Consider the following 19114-nt stretch of genomic DNA (forward strand, 5'->3'; position numbering starts at 1 on the left):
CCAACTGATATGAACAACAAAAAACAACAGAATATTCAGTCTGAAAAGACGCTAACAGAGATTTTTAAATATAATGCAGGAGGAGAAGCTTCAGAGTATCATATTATCATTCATTCTACTAAACCGGAAGATACATACGAAGAACAGCTGAATGCAGTATTAAACACCTACGATTATTTACTTACCCAAGAATTGAAAGGAGCAGTTGCCATCCTCAAACGTTATTTCCTTAGTGACGCTGCCAATCAGGCAGATACACTACTGGCATTGACAACCGAAGGTTCGGACTGCGCACTTTCCATTGTGGAACAGCCCCCGCTGGACGGAACAAAAATTGCCTTATGGGTTTACCTGTTGACAGACGTACAGACACAAGTCTTACATAACGGGCTTTTTGAGGTGAAACACAGTGCCTATCGCCACTTCTGGGGCGGTAGTGCATTCAATCGTGCCGCCAATTCGGAATACCAGACCCGTCTATTATTGAACGACTATGTGATGCAACTCATGGAACAAGGTTGTAAACTGGCAGACAATTGTATCCGTACATGGTTTTTCGTGCAAAATGTAGATGTGAATTATGCCGGAGTAGTGAAAGCACGTAATGAAGTTTTCGTCACCCAAAACCTGACAGAAAAAACACATTATATTTCCAGCACAGGCATCGACGGCCGGCATGCCGACCCGAAAGTACTGGTACAAATGGATACTTACGCTGTAGCAGGAATGCAACCGGAACAGATTCATTTCCTCTATGCTCCTACCCATCTGAACCCAACTTATGAATATGGAGTAAGCTTTGAACGTGGCACGTATGTAGATTATGGAGACCGCCGACAGGTATTTATTTCAGGAACGGCAAGTATCAACAACAAAGGCGATGTGGTATATCCCGGCAACATCCGCAAACAGACAGAACGAATGTGGGAGAATGTGGAAACCCTGTTGAAAGAAGCGGACTGCACATTTGAAGATTTGGGACAAATGATTGTATATCTGCGTGACATAGCCGACTATACAGTTGTTAAAGCAATGTATGACAAACGTTTCCCACATACTCCTAAAGTATTTGTTCATGCTCCGGTATGCCGTCCCGGATGGTTGATTGAGATGGAATGTATGGGAGTGAAAGAATGTAAGAACAAGGAATACGCTCCATTTTAATATCATAAAAGATTATACAGTTGAAAAGGTTACTTATTATCTTATATATCTGTCTGGTGGGACTACTCGCTGTGACTACTTTCGTAGAACAAGCGTATGGGACAGATTTTGTAGAAAGAAATATATATCATACATGTTGGTTTTGTTGTTTGTGGGGAACAATTGCCACCATTGCACTTGTTGCTCTCATCCGACGCGCTTTATGGCGACGGTTCCCCATATTGTTGTTTCACGGCTCTCTCCTCGTTATCTTGGTGGGGGCCATGATTACGTTTATCGGAAGCAAAAAAGGATACGTACACTTGCTTCCGGGGGCAACGATAGACAGTTTCCTGGAATCGGAAAGCGGCAGAAAAGCTGATCTGCCATTCACAATACAACTAGATAGTTTCCGTATAGCATACTATCCCGGAACAGAAGCACCGGCAGACTACATCAGCTATATCACCTACTCTCTTCCCGGACAGAAAAATGTTCTATTACACGAACAGATTTCAATGAATCGTATATTTACATCACAAGGTTTCCGTTTCTATCAGTCATCTTTCGATGATGACGGAAAAGGGAGCTGGCTGACTGTCAATTATGATCCATGGGGAACAGGAGTGACTTATGCAGGATATATCCTGCTCGGTCTCTCCATGATTTGGCTACTATTTTCCCGCAGTAGTGATTTCCGACGCCTGCTAAACCACCCGCTACTTAAAAAAGGAGGTGTATTTATACTGTTTATTTTCTGCCTTGCAGGTAACATGCAAGCACAAAAAAAACTCCTTCCTGCATTGAAACGAACACAAGCGGACAGTTTAGCACAGGAACAGGTTATTTATCACGACCGGGTAGTACCTTTCAACACATTAGCCCGTGATTTCATTCAGAAACTGACAGGAGAAGCTTCATATAAAGGATTGACACCTGAACAAGTGATAGGTGGCTGGTTACTTTATCCGGAAGTGTGGAGAAATGAGCCATTGATATACATCAAAAATACAGAATTACAGCATTTATTAAACTTACAAACACCTTATGCTCGATTAACTGATTTATTTGACGGTTCTGTTTACCGTCTCCGTGAACATTGGCAACGTGAACAAGGACAACAAAACAAACTCGCCAAAGCAATCCAGGAAACAGATGAAAAAGTAGGCCTGATCCTGATGTTGGAAAAAGGAACATTCATCCATCCATTACCCACTGATGGCAGCGTGCAACCTCTCTCCGAACTGGAAGTGAAAGCAGAATTACTCTACAACCGGATTCCGTTCAGCAAGATTCTTTTTATGATAAATCTGTCATTGGGAGTGTTGTCTTTCCTGCTTCTACTTCATAACAGCCTGCAAAGAAATATCCTCTCGCCCAAAGCCAAAACGATTTCCCGCACAGCAGGAACTTTCTTTTCTGTTGCACTCTATCTTGCTTTCATATTCCATTTAGCAGGATATTGCCTGCGCTGGTACATTGGCGGTCGTATTCCACTTAGCAACGGTTACGAAACCATGCAGTTTATGGCTCTTTGTATTCTTTTGATAGCCTGTCTGCTCCATCGAAGATTCTCATTTATACTTCCATTCGGATTCCTCCTCTCCGGCTTTGCTTTGTTGGTCTCCTATCTGGGACAAATGAATCCCCAGATAACCCCATTAATGCCGGTGCTCGTCTCTCCATGGCTAAGTATTCATGTTTCATTGATTATGATGTCTTATGCCCTATTGGCATTCATCATGCTAAACGGAATACTGGCATTATGCCTCCGGAAAAAAGAATCGGAAAACAATGTCTCCGGAAACGACGCTATACAAGACAACCGGATAGAACAGTTGACGCTAGTCAGCCGCTTGCTGCTCTACCCTGCCACCTTCTTTTTAGGAGCAGGCATCTTTCTGGGAGCAGTTTGGGCAAACGTTTCCTGGGGACGATACTGGGCGTGGGACCCGAAAGAAGTATGGGCACTGATTACTTTTCTGGTATATGGAGTAGCCTTCCATTCACAAAGCCTGCGCATTTTCCGCAAGCCTCTATTCTTCCATATCTATATGATTCTTGCTTTCCTGACCGTCTTAATGACCTATTTCGGGGTAAATTATGTTCTTGGAGGGATGCATAGTTATGCAAACGCCTGAACCACTATATATAGCTAGTAATTGATAGAAGAATACCCATTTTAGGGGATTGCGGGAAAAGCGGAAAGCCCCTATCTTTGCAGTATCAGAATTAAATTAATTAGTCATAATTATATTACGTAGCCACATTAAAAATACATAGAAATCGGCCGAAGTGATTCACCCGCATTTCTTTTATTTGGTTGTTAAGTTGAAAAAACCATATAATGTATTCATTTTGGAATATGAATAGATGACATATTCTAAAAGAGGCAAGGACGTCCGGCTTGTGAAAGCCGGACGTTTTTTTATATCAGTAAGAGAATAAAGTGAGAGAGCTCATGCATTCATGAGCTCTTTCCAACCAGCCGTTTCAAAAGCGATATACTCCGCTATAAACTTCTCCATCTCTTCTTTCTTCACAGGATGCAACACCAGCTCTTCGAGCAGGGCAAACAACCATACCGTATTCAGGTGAATAAAGAAGTTAGTTATTGCTATATTGATATGCGGATATTTCTGCTTCATCCCTTGAAAAAAAACAGAAATCGTACGCGTCATCAAATCTGTATATTCAGAACGGAAGTTCTCCAAAACAGAACCTTGTGCCTGAAAAAGCAGCAACCGCAAACGGTCACGATGTTCAGAGACCAATCTGATATATTCCCGTACAGACATTTTCTGATAATCCGAATCCATAAAGACGTCTATCGTCATCTGATCTGCATCGTGATTATAAATCATAGCATACAGATCATTCAATACCGGTTTCAGAATCGTACGGAATATCTCATCCTTATTGGTGAAATAATGATAGATATTACTCACCGTCACCCCTGCCCTCGAAGCTATTTCACGCATAGAGGCATCCTTGTATCCCTTTTCCAGAAACACTTCTTCGGCTGCCTTCAAGATTCCCTCTTGTATATCTCCTTTCAAAAATTGCATAGTATCGTTGCTATTTATCAATTCATATTTGTAACCTGTCTGTTCACCATCCGGGCAAATATACCATTTTTCTTTTTCAATTCCTCCGGTGTTCCCATTTCAGCAACACTTCCATTCTCCAATACTACAATTTTGTCGGCATTGGCAACGGTTCGCATACGGTGCGCAATAATCAGCACCGTTTTGTTACGTACCAATTCAGATATACCCGCCTGTATCTTGGTTTCATTCTCAACATCAAGCGAAGCCGTAGCCTCATCCAACAGAACAATCGGAGCATCCTTCAACAAAGCGCGGGCAATGGAAATACGCTGACGCTCACCGCCGGATAATGTTTCTCCATTCTCACCGATAATCGTCTGGTATCCCTGCGGCATTTTAGTGACAAACTCATCACATTGTGCCAAGCGGGCAACTCTCCGGACTTCCTCATCCGTAGCATCCCGTTTGCCAATACGGATATTATCCATAATGGAAGCATTGAAAAGAACTACATCCTGAAAGACAACGGAATAGTTTTTCAACAAAGTTTCAGGATCAATCCGACTGATATCCTGCCCGCCGAGGGTAATCTTTCCCGACTGGATATCCCAGAAACGTGCCGCCAACCTGGCCGCCGTACTCTTGCCACTACCCGAAGGACCAACCAAAGCCGTTTTTTCACCTTGCCGGGCAATAAAAGACAAGTTATTCAGAATTTGTTTTCCCTGCTCATAAGCAAAGTCTACCTGTCTGAATTCGATATCATAACCTTGAGGAGTGAATTCGGTAGTCCCGTTTTGTACCGGCAATGCTTCCATCTCATTCATTCTATTGATACGCACATCCAAATAGAACAAAGCGGCAATATTATTCATCACCTCACTGACCGGAGCATACACACGCGACCCGATAACCATAAATATAAGATAGGTAAACAAATCAACCGTACCCGAAGCCAAGAGATTGGCACCAACGATAATAACGCTTGCCAGTCCGAGTTTCAATACACTCTGGGAACCGTTTACCAACATGCCGAGCACCAGTTCATTACGAGTCAATACCTTTTCATAGGTATCAATGCTCGCATCCAGTTTTTCCAGATAGTCTCTCTCCTGATTGTAGGATTTTATCTCCTGAATGGTATCGAGTCCTTCCTGGATATGCTCGGTCACCATCCGCTTGTTCAGATAATTACTTTCATTGCTTTTCTGTATTTCCTTCTTCGAGAAAAGAAGGATTGCGGCAGCAAGCGGCACTACCCAGAACAAAGTAATCGTCAACTGCCAGTTATAAAATGCCATGCCGACGGTAATAAGCAGAATACTGATAATGGAAGCAAACAACTGGGGAACCGCATGCGAGAAAGTATGCTCGAGATCAGTGCAGTCATCCATAATCGTGGCGGTGAGGTCGGAAAGATTCTTTTCGCCAAAGAAAGCCAGAGGCAACTTGCGAAGTTTTTCCGCCAATGAGATACGCCGGTTTGCACTCTCATCATAAACGGTGGTATAGGTACTACGATATTGCAATACCGCAAATATATACATGACTATCATAAAGACAATACCGAGTATGCTATAATAGAGAATACCATGCGTCACCGAAGCCGAAGGCTGAAACACAGGACGAAGATATTCCTCAAGAAAAAGAAAAACAAATACCGCCGGCAACATCAATACAATATCGAGCAGTGTAGTGAAAAACACACCTTTACAGAAATCTTTCGCTCCTTTAGTTGAAAGGGCAAAACGTCTTTTTATTACTTCAATCATTAGAAACCTCCTTTCCTATTGTCCAGCGAACAGATTGCTGGTATTCATTCCACATATGATAATAGATGCCTTGTTTTCCAAGCAGGTTGGCATGTGTACCTTGTTCCGCAATCTTCCCCTTGTCAATGACGAGGATATTGTCGGCATCAGTGATGCTTGAAAGACGATGAGCAATCATCAATACGGTTTTTCCTTTTGTCAGTTCTTTCAAGGCTTGCTGGATGAGATGCTCATTTTCGGGGTCGGCAAAAGCAGTCGCCTCATCCAGTACAATGATGGGAGCATTTTTCAGGATTGCACGTGCCAGTACGATCCGTTGCTGTTCCCCGCCAGAGAGATATGTTCCCTCCGTACCAATCTTCGTATTCAGTCCGAACGGAAGTTTATTGATAATTTCCCGGCATTGTGCCATATCTACTGCCCGTTCCACTTCCTCCATTGTCGCGTCGGGATTACCATATTTGATATTTTCGAGCAGAGAAGTCTTGAACAGCTTTGTATTCTGGAACACGAAAGAAATATATTTCATCAGTTCTTCGGGAGCGATTTCTCTTACATTGATGCCACCTATTAAAACTTTCCCTTCCGTTGCCTCCCAGAAACGGGGAACTAGACGGGCAATCGTTGTTTTCCCTCCGCCCGAAGCTCCGACAAGAGCTACTGTGTTTCCTTGCGGAATAGTGAAACTAACATCATCCACCGCCTTTTGATTAGCTCCCGGATAGCTGAAGGAAACTTTTTCGAACTGAATACTGAATTCCTTTACCGGTTGTGGATGCTCTACAACAGTCAGGTGCTCATAAGCAACCAGATTCTCAAGACGTCCGATAGCTTCACTCGCCTGCCCCAAAGCCTGATTGAGATACATACTCTTCATGATACTTTGGGAGAATACAGGAGTAATGAGAACAAACAGGAAGAAATTAAGTAATACCGATGCATAATTACCTGAATAACCAATCAGCAAAATAGCCAACGGAGCAAGGAAAAACACAAAACCATTGATTATTACGGTATAGAGCGACATCGGCTTCTCCCACATTCGTGTATAGCCGAATACCATTTTATTATAATTCATGATACAGCGGTGAAAGTTCTTGAAAGAATAAATAGTCTGCTGGAAAACCTTCACTACGGGAATTCCTCTCACATACTCTACAGCTTCGGTATTCATTTCCTCCAGAGAGGTCATGTAGCTTTTCATAAACTGCCGTCCCTCCGCATTCATCATAAAACCCATAACCAGCATGGCAATAATTACAGGGACGATACATGCCAGACCGAGTATCCAATCGAACACAAAAATCAGTATGGCAGCTACCAACGGCACTAGAAAAGTAGCCGCAAGATCAGGCAACTGATGTGCCAGAAAACTATGGGTAACCCCTGCATTGTCATCTATAATCTTGCGAATACGTCCACTCGTATTAATGTCAAAGAAGCCGAGAGGCATACGCACTATCTGGCGCATGGCTTCTTTGCGCAAATTCGATTCAACCCGAAAAGCTGCAAGATGCGAAGACATCAATGCGGCAAAATAAAGGACGATGCTCGCCACGGCCATGCCTGCCGCCCACCAGGCATACGTCACCACATTACCGGAAGAGGTTATCTCTCCGTGTTCAAGCAGTTCTCTCACAATCAGCCAAATAAGGATATAAGGCAACATGCCCGCCAGGGCACTTAGGGCAGACAGCAGCATTGCCGCAGGCAAAAGCACTTTCCGTTTACCCATGTAGTTCTGAAGTTTTTTCAATGTACTCATAACGTACGTTCAATCTATATTAAGTTCGACAATCATTTAACTTATCGCTTGTTTTCAAAAAAGAACAATATTCGAAATCGTTCAAAAAAAAGAGAGCTTATATTTCTATAAGCTCTCTTCATCCCATTCAATCCGGTGCATGTGCACCTTTGATATATGATTAATCTCGACTCGTCTCTCACTGATTCGCATAAGTTTTCAATTATTTTCTGCAAAGGTACGGCTCGTCGGCAAGACGGACAATACCTAAAAATAATGAAATTTGCTATTCAGACTATAACGAATAAGTAATGATTGAAACAACAGAATAGTTATTCATGTTTCAGCCATGCACTTGGCAATACTTCTTTTTCACCTTTTTCATTCACCAGTTCCATCTGCAATACGCCTCCGTTACAATCGAAGTAACGCACCTCTATCGGATGAAGCCCGGCTTTCAAAGCCTTCTGCACAATAATCTCTACCGGCGAATGTGCTCCATCATTATCTCCCAACAATTCACCGTCAAGCATTAACGTGCTACCGTCGTCCGAGAGAAGGGCAAATGTATAGATACCATCGGCAGGAACTTCCAGATAGCCGGTCAATACCAGACCGATATTTCCTTTCACCTCTTCGGGAATGGATACCGATTCCACCACATACTCCCCTTTGACAGGAGCTGCATCAATATCCGCACAAAGATTACCACGGAAATCGTGCCATACTGCTTTCAAGCCGGGCTGCAAAGCGGCCGGAGCAGTCACCGCCTCCGCATAAGGAGCCTTTACATACTTGGTACGCACCACATCCGAAGGAGAACCATCCGGACGGAAAGTGCGGAAAGCGAAATCCGTAGTCTTCCCAACTTCCAAAGCACCGTTATAAAGAGCTGATTCTTTGGTAGGCATACTGCCGTCTGTCGTATACCGTATTTCAGTACCGGGTAACGGGCAAGTCAACTCCACAGTTGTTTCATCAATAAATGCATTCACTTTATAGAATCCCTGCAAGTCAGGCACCCTATAATTTACCCTCATCACATCCATCCGCTTAAATTGCGGAACAAGCTGACGATAAAATTCTTCGAGACCCGGTTTAGCTGTCGGCTCCGCCCAAGCTATTTCACTCAACGCTATCATACGGGGAACAATCAAATATTCAATGCGCTTCATTGTCGGAATCCATTCAGCCCAGAGATTCGCCTGCACACCCCAGATATATTTCTTCTGTTCCGGTGATAACCGCTCGTCTGCACACGGATCATACGCAAGTATTTTCTTTACTGAATTCTGATCCTGCGCATAATCGAAATAGAAATATTCATTCGGACAAGCAATCACTTTCTGCTTTTGTGCAGTTGCCGTAGGCAATGCATCTTTCGCCCAACTTCTCCACCATGTAATGGCAGCATCGGAAGATAATCCGTCGGATACCACTTCATCCCAGCCTATGAGTTTCTTTCCATTGGCAAGGAAGAATTTCTCCATGTCACGTACAAACCATGCCTGAAGTTCTTCTACCGAACCCAGTTTCTCCGTACGAATCCGTTTCTGACAAAGAGGACATTTCTTCCAGTTGGCTTTTTCCACTTCATCACCACCCATGTGCACATATTCATAAGAGAAAAGTTCAAAAACTTCTTTGAACACATTCTGACAGAACTCCAGCGTTGTATCTTTGCCCGGACAGATAGGAGAAGAGAAAGTTTCCCCCCACCCGATTAATCCGTCGCACGCCAATTCCGGATATTGACCGATAGCTGCCAGGAAATGTCCCGGCATATCAATCTCGGGAATGACATCAATGCCTCTTTGCGTAGCATAGGCTACTATTTCTTTTATATCATCATGAGTGTAATAACCTCCATACAGCGTATCTCCTTCCACAATGCGTATCTTATCTTCCGGAATCAGGAAATCGGTATTATCTTCTTCTTTCGCACGTGCCATACAGGTACGATCCTGCGTATTGAATTTACGCCAGGCCCCTTTTTCTGTAAGCAACGGGTACTTCTCGATCTCTATACGCCAACCCTGATCGTCAGACAGATGCCAGTGGAATTTATTAAGTTTATACAAAGACATCAGATCTAATACATGCTTCACTTCTTTTTTATTCCAGAAATGGCGGGAAGCATCCAACATAAATCCACGCCATTCAAACCGTGGCGCATCTTCTATTTGCACGACAGGGATAGAATAATTCTGTTTCTCTCCCTGCACTTCTATCGTTGCAGGAAGCAACTGGCGAATAGTAGTAATAGCAGAAATAATACCTGAATAGTCAGTTGCCTCTACCCGAATATACTCCGGCGTAGACTCAAGTTTATAAGAGCCGGGCTTTCCAACAGTATCCTTCAACTGAAAATACATATCTACCTGACTCTTATCGGTAGTGACTTCAACAGAAGACGATATGACATTCCGAAGAATCTCCTGCAGATACCCGACAGCCGGAAACAAGGACTGATCGGAAACCCCAATCTTCATTCCATCTTTTAAAACAAACGAGCCAGACTGCTCGGTCAGACTAACGGGGGTAGGTAAGATTGCAATCTCTTGCTTGACGGTAGGCGTGCAAGAAGAAAAAATACAAGCTGACACAATGAGAAAAAAGCTACTTAGTTTTTTGAACATGCGGTTAACTATTTAATAAATTAATTGTCCTGTTTTTAATTGACCATCTATATATAATACAACTAAAACGTATAAACTACTAAAAAGGCAGAAAAAGTTTTTTGCGACTTCATATCACAGACTCCTATTAATGTTTATCTTTGCTCCCCAATCCCATTACAAACAATTATAAAGAGTCACTTCAATGTCAAGAGAGAAAATACTAATCACAACCTCGTGGATCAGCACAATTGGCAATGCAATCTTGTCCGTATCCAAAATCATAATCGGTTTATTTGCCGGTAGTTTAGCCGTAGTCGGCGACGGTATCGACTCGGCAACCGACGTCGTTATCTCTATCGTTATGATTTTTACGGCACGCCTCATCAACCGCCCTCCTTCAAAGAAATATGTATTCGGATATGAGAAAGCGGAAGGGATCGCAACAAAGATTCTATCACTCGTGATATTTTATGCCGGTGTACAAATGTTGCTATCATCCACTAAAAACATCTTTTCAGATGAAGTGAAAGAGATACCATCGGCTATCGCCATCTATGTCACTATATTTTCTATTATCGGTAAACTCTTACTGGCTTCATACCAGTACAAACAGGGAAAGAAGATCAACAGTTCCATGCTCACGGCAAACGCTATCAATATGCGTAATGATGTTGTCATTTCAACCAGTGTTTTGTTAGGATTGATATTTACTTTTATCTTCAAATTGCCGATACTCGATTCGATAACAGGATTGATAATCAGTCTCTTTATCATCAAATCTTCCATCAGCATCTTCATTGATTCCAATGTGGAGCTAATGGACGGGGTGAAAGATGTCAATGTATATAATAAGATATTCGAGGCTGTAGAGAAAGTGCCCGGTGCCAGTAATCCGCATCGCGTCCGGTCACGAATGATAGGGAATCTCTATATGATTACCCTTGATATAGAAGTGAATCCACAAATCACGATCACGCAAGCCCATGAGATTGCCGATGCAGTGGAGAAGAGCATCATTAATTCGGTAGATAATGTATATGACATTCTGGTACATGTGGAACCTGCCGGTAAATGTCAGACAGGAGAAAAATTCGGGGTCGATAAAGATATGGTTTGATCCATCTCTACACAGAGTTTTTTTCACTTTCCTCTATCACCTATCACCGACACTTCCAAAAGCTCTTATTCATGGGGATTTCAGGGGTGGTGACAGGTTGTTTGCAACCTATCACCGCATCTATCACCTATCACCGCCCGATCAATCAATGATTAACAAGGAGAAAAGAACAGGTCTCTATACGACATATTAGTTTCAAGGCTTGGAACAAAGTGTTTCCCGGTGTGAAACAAATCGTTTCACCATTTGAAACAAAGTGTTTCAACGCAGGAAACAAAAAGTACCGTGCCGGGAAACTATTTTTATGACCGATTAATAGCTGATCTTTACTCCGGCAAAGAAACTTCTCGGCAAAGAAGGGCCGTAAATATAACCGGAATCCCGGTTAGCTCCTCTGTCAAAGTCCTTCTGATAAGACTCAAAAATATTCTGAACTCCGCCGTTTAATTGCAAATCAACCGTTTTGTATAACTTGAAGTCATAAGCCAGTTTCACTCCCAAATCAAAAAAACGAGGTGTTCTGATTGCTTCCGCTTTTCTTTCAGGCATTTCACCCAGTTCGGCATTCTCGGCGGTGATATCCATACGTTGCACCAACATCCTGCCGGTATAGGTTCCTGACAGAGCGATAGATAAAGGTTTGATGGGGGTATAAGTGGCAGTGAAATAACCGTATGTATCGGGAGTACGGAAAATCTTCTTTTCTGCCGGTGCATCGTCATGCCACTTATGCGGTTCATCGTACCGGCTACGTTGTAAAGTTAATCCCGCTTGTATTTGCAGGATAGAAAGATAAGCCACTTTACCTTCCAGTGTCAATCCCATCACTTTAGCACCGGGGCCATTGCTACGTGTTTTCACTAATATACCATCACCACGGTCGTAAGGTTCGCCCAATACAAAAACATCGGTCAGTCTTGTATAAAAACCCTCAATCAACAAATTCGTCTGGAATGCTCCGAAACGATGATACATATCTGCCGAGGCACTGAAACTTTGGGATTTCTCTTCTTTCAAATCCTTTGCACGCTCGATCATAGCCACTGTTCCACCCACATTTTCAATATGCATATCCTCATCAAAAGCCTGCGGAGCACGAAATCCGGAAGAATAGCTTAAACGCAGGTTAATATTCTGGGTAGGATTAAAACGCAAGTTGGCACGGGGACTAAAGATCACATTATCCACCATATTATGCTTATCCAGACGACCACCAATCAGAATCCCCCAACGGTCGTTCTTCCATTCGTTCTGCAGAAAAGCACTGTAAATATTCACCGTCTGATCCGTGTGACGGTTATATCCCCACATGTTATCTTTTAGGCGGTCACGGTTATATTCAAGCCCTGCCGTGAGATCAGAAGGCATAAAAAAGCACTTGTCAAACGTATGTACGTATTGTGCGCCACCCATAGCGGTTAAATCCGTTGTCTTTCCATAGGCTTTCAGAGGATCGTTACCCGGTCCGTAATAACTGTCCCGGTCTGTATTGGCAGCCGATGCAAAGACACTTAGACGGTTCTTTTCATCCGGAGAGAAATAATCGAATTTCAAACTTCCACCATCAATAGAATGTTGCAACTGCTCCGCAATATGCACTTCGTGAGGAGGACGGTTCAACATATCCCCTCCACGACGAAATTCCTGCATGTGGTGATATTCAAAGGTCAGTTTGGAATAAGTACTTGTTTTCAGATAAGAGCGGAAACCCACTGTCTGATTCTTCAATTTGGGCAGTTCGGTAAATCCGTCTCCGTCATAATCATATCCCGACCGATAACGGTTCTGACCAAAGATATACAATCCGGCACGATGATCGTCCGTCACCAATGAAGCATTCAGTGAGGTGTTGTTATCGAATGAGGAGCTTCCTCCTAAAGAAGTTATGGTGTGCGACAGCTGACCGGAATTGCGCAAAGGCTCTTTGGTGATTATATTAATGGTTCCTGCAATAGCCGAAGAGCCGAACAAGGCAGAGCCTCCCCCACGCATCACTTCTACACGTTCAATCATGCTGGCAGGAATCTGTTCCAGTCCATACACTCCGGAAAGGGCACTGAATACGGGACGCGAATCTATCAGAATTTGCGTATATGGTCCGTCCAGACCATTGATACGGACTTGCTGGAAACCACAATTCTGGCAATTTGTCTCCACACGCACTCCGGGCTGGAAGTTCAGTCCTTGTGATAAAGTGGAAGAGTTGGTTGTTTCAAAAAGTTTCAGGTCGACGACATTCACCAAAGTAGGAGCCATACGACGTGTCGTTTCACTCCGGTTGGCGGAAACTACTACTCCGTCAAGAGCAATTGCATCCTCTTCTATTTCAAAATCTTCTTCCAGTGTCTTTCCTTTTTTCAGAGTTACGTTGCGGGTCACTGTCTTGTAACCTACTGAACTAACTTCCAGTATAAAATTTCCTTCCGGCAAATTCTTCAAAAAATAATGCCCGGTAGCATCGGTCACGGTTCCTATCGTCGTTCCTTTCAGTGCAATGGTGATGTACGGAAGGTGTTCTTTCGTTTTTTTATCCAGTACATGACCTATTATATTCGCATCGGATTTCTTCAGTTCAGGGTAGTCCGGACGTTCAGCCAATGCGTATGACAAGACACAGCACAGGCCGACCAGGACTAAAAGATATTTCTTCATTGTCGTTAGTCTTTTAATATTTTAATTCGAAAAATAATAATAAAGGGAAAGGGAAGCAGCGATCGTTAATCGTTGATCCTAAATACTGTTCCCCAAAAAAGATAGACTAAGCGACAGGAGGTGCTCTAAGAGATATTACGCCCGGACAAGAACGGTGAAATTGCTCTATTTGCGGGCGGACAAACAGGATGCATAATAGAGATAAAGCAGCAACAGAGAATGTTGGTATCAAACCGCTGTCGGTCACCAGCACATGACTCAAGAGATGAATTAGTTGGAATTCAACCGTCGTATGGCTATGTTCGCTGCCTTTTTTAAATGGATGTGAATGGACAATTGTAACCCCGTTGACCACATGGGAGTGAGTAAACAAAGTGATTCCTGCCATGTACGAGATAAACAGTACAGGCAGAAACCACTTCATTATATGTAGGTACAATTGTTTCATTCGGTCATCTTGCACATTTATTCTGTGCACCTAAGTCAAGGTTTAGTTTGTTTTTTTGCAAAGATAAGGATTGTCTCCATGCAAAACAATCCCTATTTATGACGATTTTAAATCTTAATCGAATTTTAATAACTTATCTTCACTCCGGCAAAGAAACTTCTTGGCAATGACGGACCATAGATATAACCGGAATCACGGTCAGCCCCTTTGTCGAAGTCGTTTTGGTAGGCATTGAAAATATTCTGTACGCCGGCATTCACCTGCAAGTTCATCGACTTGTAAAGTTTGAAATCATAGGCAGCCTTCAAACCGATATCGAAGAAGTCCTTCGTATTCACCGTTATCGGTTTTTCAAGGAATCCCGGAACTGGTTCGTGGGGAACCAGCATCGAACCGGTATATGTACCGGAAAGAGCGATAGATAATGGTTTTATCGGGGTATAGGTTGCTGTAAAATAACCGTAAGTATTCGGTGTACGCATCATTTTCTTCACAGCCGGAGCGTCTGGGTTCCATACGTGCGGTTCGCTGTAATGGCTCTGCTGCAAAGTGACTCCTGCCTGAAGCTGGAATTTAGTCAGATATGCCATCTTTCCTTCCAAAGTCAGTCCCATCACACGGGCTCCCGGTGCATTGTAGCGTGTACGTGTCAGGATTCCATCCACTACCTCTCCGTCGGTAAGGGCAAATACATCTGATAATTTTGTATAAAATCCTTCTACCAAGAAGTTAACCTGAAACGCACCAAAACGATGATAAATATCTGCCGAGGCACTCAAGCTCTGTGATCTTTCTTCTTTCAGATTATCGGCCAGTTCAACCATCGCCACATTACCGCCCACATTCTCCACATGCAAATCTTCGTCGAAAGCCTGCGGAGCACGGAAACCGGATGAGTAACTGAAACGAAGATTGATGTTTTCTGTCGGGTTATACCGCAGATTGGCACGCGGACTGAATATCACATGGTCAATCAGGTTATGTTTATCCAAACGACCGCCAATCAGAAATCCCCAATGCTCATTCTTCCATTCATTCTGAAAGAAAGCACTACCGATATTCACTTTCTGGTCTACTGTACGGTGGTATCCCCACATATTGTCTTCCAGTTTATCCTGATTGAATTCTATTCCGGCAGTCAGGTCAGCAGGCATGAAGATACATTTTCCGAAACTATAGACATATTGCGATCCTGCCATCCAGTTTAAGTCGGTGGTGTTTCCGTAAGCATTCGGATCTTGGCCGCCACCATAATAGCTGTCACGATTGATATGCTGCGCTGATGCAAACACATTGAAACGATGTTTCTCGTTAGGTGAGAAATAGTCAAATTTCAGTCCTCCACCATTGATCGAGTGTTCGGTCTGTTCCGCCACATTCGCTTCGTGAGGCGGACGGTTCAACAAGTCTCCTCCCCTACGGAATTCTTCCATGTGATGATATTCAAAAGTTAGTTTCGAATATGTCGTTGTTTTCAGGAATGAACGGAAACCGATGGTCTGGCCGTGTATCTTGGGGATTTCAGAATATCCGTCATCATCATGGTCATACGCAGAACGATGGCGATTCTGACCGAAGATATACAAACCGGCACGCTGGTCATCCGTCACAAGTGATGCATTCAGTGCTGTACTGTTGTCAAAAGCATCGCCATCACCAATACCTGTAATGGTATGCGACAACATACCGGAATTGCGCATCGGTTCTTTGGTAATGATATTGATTGTTCCGGCAATAGCAGACGAGCCGAACAAAGCCGATCCGCCTCCACGCATCACTTCCACACGTTCTATCATACTGGCAGGAATCTGCTCGATGCCATACACACCGGACAGTGCACTAAAAATGGGACGGGAATCGAGCAGGATTTGCGTATAAGGACCATCCAATCCATTGATGCGCACTTGCTGGAAGCCGCAATTCTGACAATTAGACTCTACACGGACACCCGGCTGAAAGCTCAATCCTTGTGCCAAAGTCGTAGAATTGGTATTCTCAAAAATTTTCAAGTCCACCACATTCACCAGTGTCGGAGCCAGGCGACGGATAGTCTCGTTACGATTGGCAGATACTACTACGCCATCCAAGGCAACTGCATCTTCTTCTATCTCGAAATCTTCTTCCAATGTGCGCCCTTTCTTCAGCGTCACATTCCGTCTGACGGTTTTATACCCCACCGAACTAACTTCGAGCACAAAATTGCCTTCGGGAAGATTTTTCAAAAAATAATGCCCGGTAGCATCGGTTACCGTTCCGATGGTCGTACCTTTCAAGGCGACTGTTATATAGGGCAAGTGTTCCTTAGTGTTTTTATCAAGAATATGGCCAACGATATTGGCGTCTGACTTACGTAATTCAGGATGATTAGGATATTCATGAGCTTGTCCTTCAAGGGCAGGCAACAATGTGCAGCACAGGCAGACAAGCGAAAAGATGTATTTCTTCATTTTTCGTTTGTTATTCGTTTTCGATAAGTATTCACATGGATAGACAGATAATACTCTACCTCATGCAAGGTACGGTATCATCATTCAAAGAATGGAGAAACGAATAGCCGGAGGTGCTCTAAGTCCCACTACCCCATGATACGGACAGTGATAGTGAGCATACGGCGAACGGCCGAGCAACAAATACAATAAGAAAGGAATAAAAAGGGAAAGAGCAAAAACTACGGCTGCACCGTCTGCCGTTAAATGAGACAGAAAATGAATCAGCAACAGTTCGACTGTAGAGTGTTTATGTGCCGCCCCTTTCTTAAACGGGTGTGAATGGACGATTGTCACGCCATTGACCACATGCACGTGGGCAAAGAATGTGAAGCTTACCAGATACGACACAAACAGTATCGGTAAGAAGTAGCGTGTAATATTCAATAACAATCGTTTCACCTCGTTTTTTCTTTGAGGCGGCAAAGATACGAACTATTTACTTAACAATCAATGAATCTACAAAATTCTGTTAATATACCGCCGAAGCTATGATTTGAATAAATAGAATCAGGAATACCATGGCAATCGGATAAACAGTTGCGTAAGCTACGCTCGGTATGTTACTGTCCACCATTGAATCGGCAGCAGCAAGTCCCGGAGTACTCGTCATACCTCCCGTTATCGTTCCCAGCAAATCGAGCAGACTGATTTTAAATACCAGACGTCCGACAATAGCGGCAACAAGCATCGGTACCAATGTGATGGCAGCTCCTACTCCGAACATCAGCAATCCGCTTTCCTGGAAAGTGGCTACCAGATTCTTACCGGCAGAAGTTCCCACTTCGGCTAGAAAAAGAAGCAGACCTAACTGGCGCAACAACTGATTGGCAGGTCCGGACATAGACCAGATGATGGGGCCTGTCTTACCAATCGCACTCAACACAAGGGCTACCATCAATACTCCGCCGGTCAGTCCCGGAGAGAATGACAGACTATCAGAGAAAGATATATTTATTTTGCCGAACAGCACTCCCAGTACAATACCCATTGCAATGGGGAAGAAATCCGTATCAGACAGTTTCTTCGCATTGTTACCCAACAGGCGGGCTACTCCTTTAAGTCCTTCTTTCTCACCGACAACCATCAATTTATCGCCAAACTTCAAAGCAAGATCGGGAGATGGAGACAAATCAATACCGCTTCGACGGACACGGGTCACTGTACAACCAAAGTTTTTCTGTAAGTTCAAATCACCCAGTTGTTTATTTATCATGTCCTTTTTGGTCAACAGTAAAGATTCTATTTCCTGCGTTTTATCCAAAGGCAGTTCGCCTTCTTCTCTCTTACCGATCAACACAGCAAGCTGATTCAATGATTCTTCACTACCTACGGCTTGTATATAGTCTCCTTCACGCAGCACTGTATGGGCTGTAGGAATAGATATTTCATCATTGTGTTTCAGACGGGAAATAACAGCGCCCGTCATACCGCGTGCATTAATTTGCATCAGGTTACGGTCGAACACATGCGAATTGGTGACACGGTAGATGCAAGTAGTCAGTTCTGGGAATTGTCCGCGACGTTCTATCTCCAGGCGACGGGCTTCTTTATCCAAATCTACCCGCATAATTTTAGGTAACAGTTTGACAAACAGAATCACGCCGATTACTCCAAACGGATATGCGATACCGTAAGCAATGGATGCCAAAGGAGAATTGGTACTGTCAATAGCAACCGCCAGACCCGGCGTACTGGTCAACGCACCGGCAATCAGACCGACAATACTCGGTGTATCAATATCAAATGCGTACTTCAACCCGACTGCGGTCAGGCAGGCGGAACAAATTATAAGCATAGTAATGAGAATGAGCGTCTTTCCTTTACTGCGGAAAGAATCGAAGAATCCGGGCCCTGCCTGAATACCGATAGTAAAAATGAAGAGCACCAAACCGAAGTTTCCTAATTCTTTAGGAATGATAACACCAAAATGCCCGAAAAGAAGGGCAATGAAAATAACTGCCGACACATCGAGAGATAATCCTCTGATTTTTATTCTTCCCAGCATAAACCCTAATGCGACAATCAGGAAAAGGGAAAAATAAGAGGAATGCAATAAGTCAGTAAACATAAAAATAAAG

12 protein-coding genes are annotated in these 19114 nt (G+C 43.5%); 3 read left to right on the forward strand and 9 right to left on the reverse strand.

The annotated features are described in order from the left end of the window. Window positions 1-9 precede the first annotated feature (9 nt). Entirely contained in the window at window positions 10-1164 is a 1155-nt protein-coding gene (locus CJF29_RS14360) for a Rid family hydrolase (RefSeq protein ID WP_004311876.1), read from the forward strand. Window positions 1165-1184: 20 nt separating this feature from the next. Continuing rightward, on the forward strand, window positions 1185-3284 hold the full coding sequence (gene ccsA, locus CJF29_RS14365; protein WP_074559651.1) for a cytochrome c biogenesis protein CcsA: 2100 nt from the start codon (window positions 1185-1187) through the stop codon (window positions 3282-3284). A 318-nt stretch (window positions 3285-3602) separates the two neighbouring features. On the opposite strand, the gene CJF29_RS14370 is transcribed toward ccsA, so the two are convergent. From CJF29_RS14370 to CJF29_RS14385, 4 genes are all read right to left on the reverse strand, one after another. Beyond that, complete coding sequence (locus CJF29_RS14370) at window positions 3603-4211, reverse strand: TetR/AcrR family transcriptional regulator (protein WP_004300131.1); 609 nt, start codon at window positions 4209-4211, stop codon at window positions 3603-3605. Window positions 4212-4228: 17 nt separating this feature from the next. Then, window positions 4229-5965 carry an ABC transporter ATP-binding protein gene (locus CJF29_RS14375; protein ID WP_099146507.1) on the reverse strand — a complete coding sequence of 579 codons (1737 nt, stop codon included), beginning with the start codon at window positions 5963-5965 and terminating at the stop codon, window positions 4229-4231. After that, window positions 5958-7730: an ABC transporter ATP-binding protein gene (locus tag CJF29_RS14380; RefSeq protein ID WP_099146506.1), complete on the reverse strand. Its 1773-nt coding sequence runs from the start codon at window positions 7728-7730 to the stop codon at window positions 5958-5960. The genes CJF29_RS14375 and CJF29_RS14380 overlap by 8 nt, the downstream gene beginning before the upstream one ends. Before the next feature lie 311 nt (window positions 7731-8041). Next, window positions 8042-10348 carry a family 20 glycosylhydrolase gene (locus CJF29_RS14385; RefSeq protein WP_099146505.1) on the reverse strand — a complete coding sequence of 769 codons (2307 nt, stop codon included), beginning with the start codon at window positions 10346-10348 and terminating at the stop codon, window positions 8042-8044. Between the two features lie 184 nt (window positions 10349-10532). On the opposite strand from CJF29_RS14385, the gene CJF29_RS14390 reads away from it, so the two are divergent. Then, window positions 10533-11447, forward strand: a complete 915-nt coding sequence (locus CJF29_RS14390) for a cation diffusion facilitator family transporter (RefSeq protein ID WP_004300135.1) — start codon at window positions 10533-10535, stop codon at window positions 11445-11447. A 312-nt stretch (window positions 11448-11759) separates the two neighbouring features. Here CJF29_RS14390 and CJF29_RS14395 read toward each other — a convergent pair whose 3' ends face one another. The 5 genes from CJF29_RS14395 to CJF29_RS14415 form a co-directional block, all read right to left on the reverse strand. Next, the gene (locus CJF29_RS14395) at window positions 11760-14099 is read right to left on the reverse strand and encodes a TonB-dependent receptor (protein ID WP_074559953.1); all 2340 of its coding nucleotides are present in this window, start codon (window positions 14097-14099) and stop codon (window positions 11760-11762) included. Between the two features lie 106 nt (window positions 14100-14205). Continuing rightward, a complete protein-coding gene (locus CJF29_RS14400) occupies window positions 14206-14547 on the reverse strand; it encodes a hypothetical protein (protein ID WP_074559951.1) in 342 nt (113 codons plus the stop codon). 125 nt (window positions 14548-14672) lie between these two features. Next, complete coding sequence (locus CJF29_RS14405; RefSeq protein ID WP_099146504.1) at window positions 14673-16994, reverse strand: TonB-dependent receptor; 2322 nt, start codon at window positions 16992-16994, stop codon at window positions 14673-14675. A gap of 84 nt (window positions 16995-17078) precedes the next feature. Beyond that, window positions 17079-17459, reverse strand: a complete 381-nt coding sequence (locus CJF29_RS14410; protein WP_004317845.1) for a hypothetical protein — start codon at window positions 17457-17459, stop codon at window positions 17079-17081. 46 nt (window positions 17460-17505) lie between these two features. After that, entirely contained in the window at window positions 17506-19104 is a 1599-nt protein-coding gene (locus CJF29_RS14415; protein WP_074559947.1) for an aspartate:alanine exchanger family transporter, read from the reverse strand. Between the last annotated feature and the right edge of the window lie 10 nt (window positions 19105-19114).

The sequence above is a fragment of the Bacteroides celer genome (assembly GCF_002632415.2).
Lineage (GTDB): Bacteria > Bacteroidota > Bacteroidia > Bacteroidales > Bacteroidaceae > Bacteroides.

What these genes read in the sequence shown, in the direction of transcription:
- CJF29_RS14360 (WP_004311876.1), top strand. Translation starts at nt 10, where the DNA reads ATGAACAACAAAAAACAACAGAATATTCAGTCTGAAAAGACGCTAACA.
- CJF29_RS14370 (WP_004300131.1), bottom strand. Translation starts at nt 4,211, where the DNA reads ATGCAATTTTTGAAAGGAGATATACAAGAGGGAATCTTGAAGGCAGCC.
- CJF29_RS14375 (WP_099146507.1), bottom strand. Translation starts at nt 5,965, where the DNA reads ATGATTGAAGTAATAAAAAGACGTTTTGCCCTTTCAACTAAAGGAGCG.
- CJF29_RS14380 (WP_099146506.1), bottom strand. Translation starts at nt 7,730, where the DNA reads ATGAGTACATTGAAAAAACTTCAGAACTACATGGGTAAACGGAAAGTG.
- CJF29_RS14385 (WP_099146505.1), bottom strand. Translation starts at nt 10,348, where the DNA reads ATGTTCAAAAAACTAAGTAGCTTTTTTCTCATTGTGTCAGCTTGTATT.
- CJF29_RS14390 (WP_004300135.1), top strand. Translation starts at nt 10,533, where the DNA reads ATGTCAAGAGAGAAAATACTAATCACAACCTCGTGGATCAGCACAATT.
- CJF29_RS14395 (WP_074559953.1), bottom strand. Translation starts at nt 14,099, where the DNA reads ATGAAGAAATATCTTTTAGTCCTGGTCGGCCTGTGCTGTGTCTTGTCA.
- CJF29_RS14400 (WP_074559951.1), bottom strand. Translation starts at nt 14,547, where the DNA reads ATGAAACAATTGTACCTACATATAATGAAGTGGTTTCTGCCTGTACTG.
- CJF29_RS14405 (WP_099146504.1), bottom strand. Translation starts at nt 16,994, where the DNA reads ATGAAGAAATACATCTTTTCGCTTGTCTGCCTGTGCTGCACATTGTTG.
- CJF29_RS14415 (WP_074559947.1), bottom strand. Translation starts at nt 19,104, where the DNA reads ATGTTTACTGACTTATTGCATTCCTCTTATTTTTCCCTTTTCCTGATT.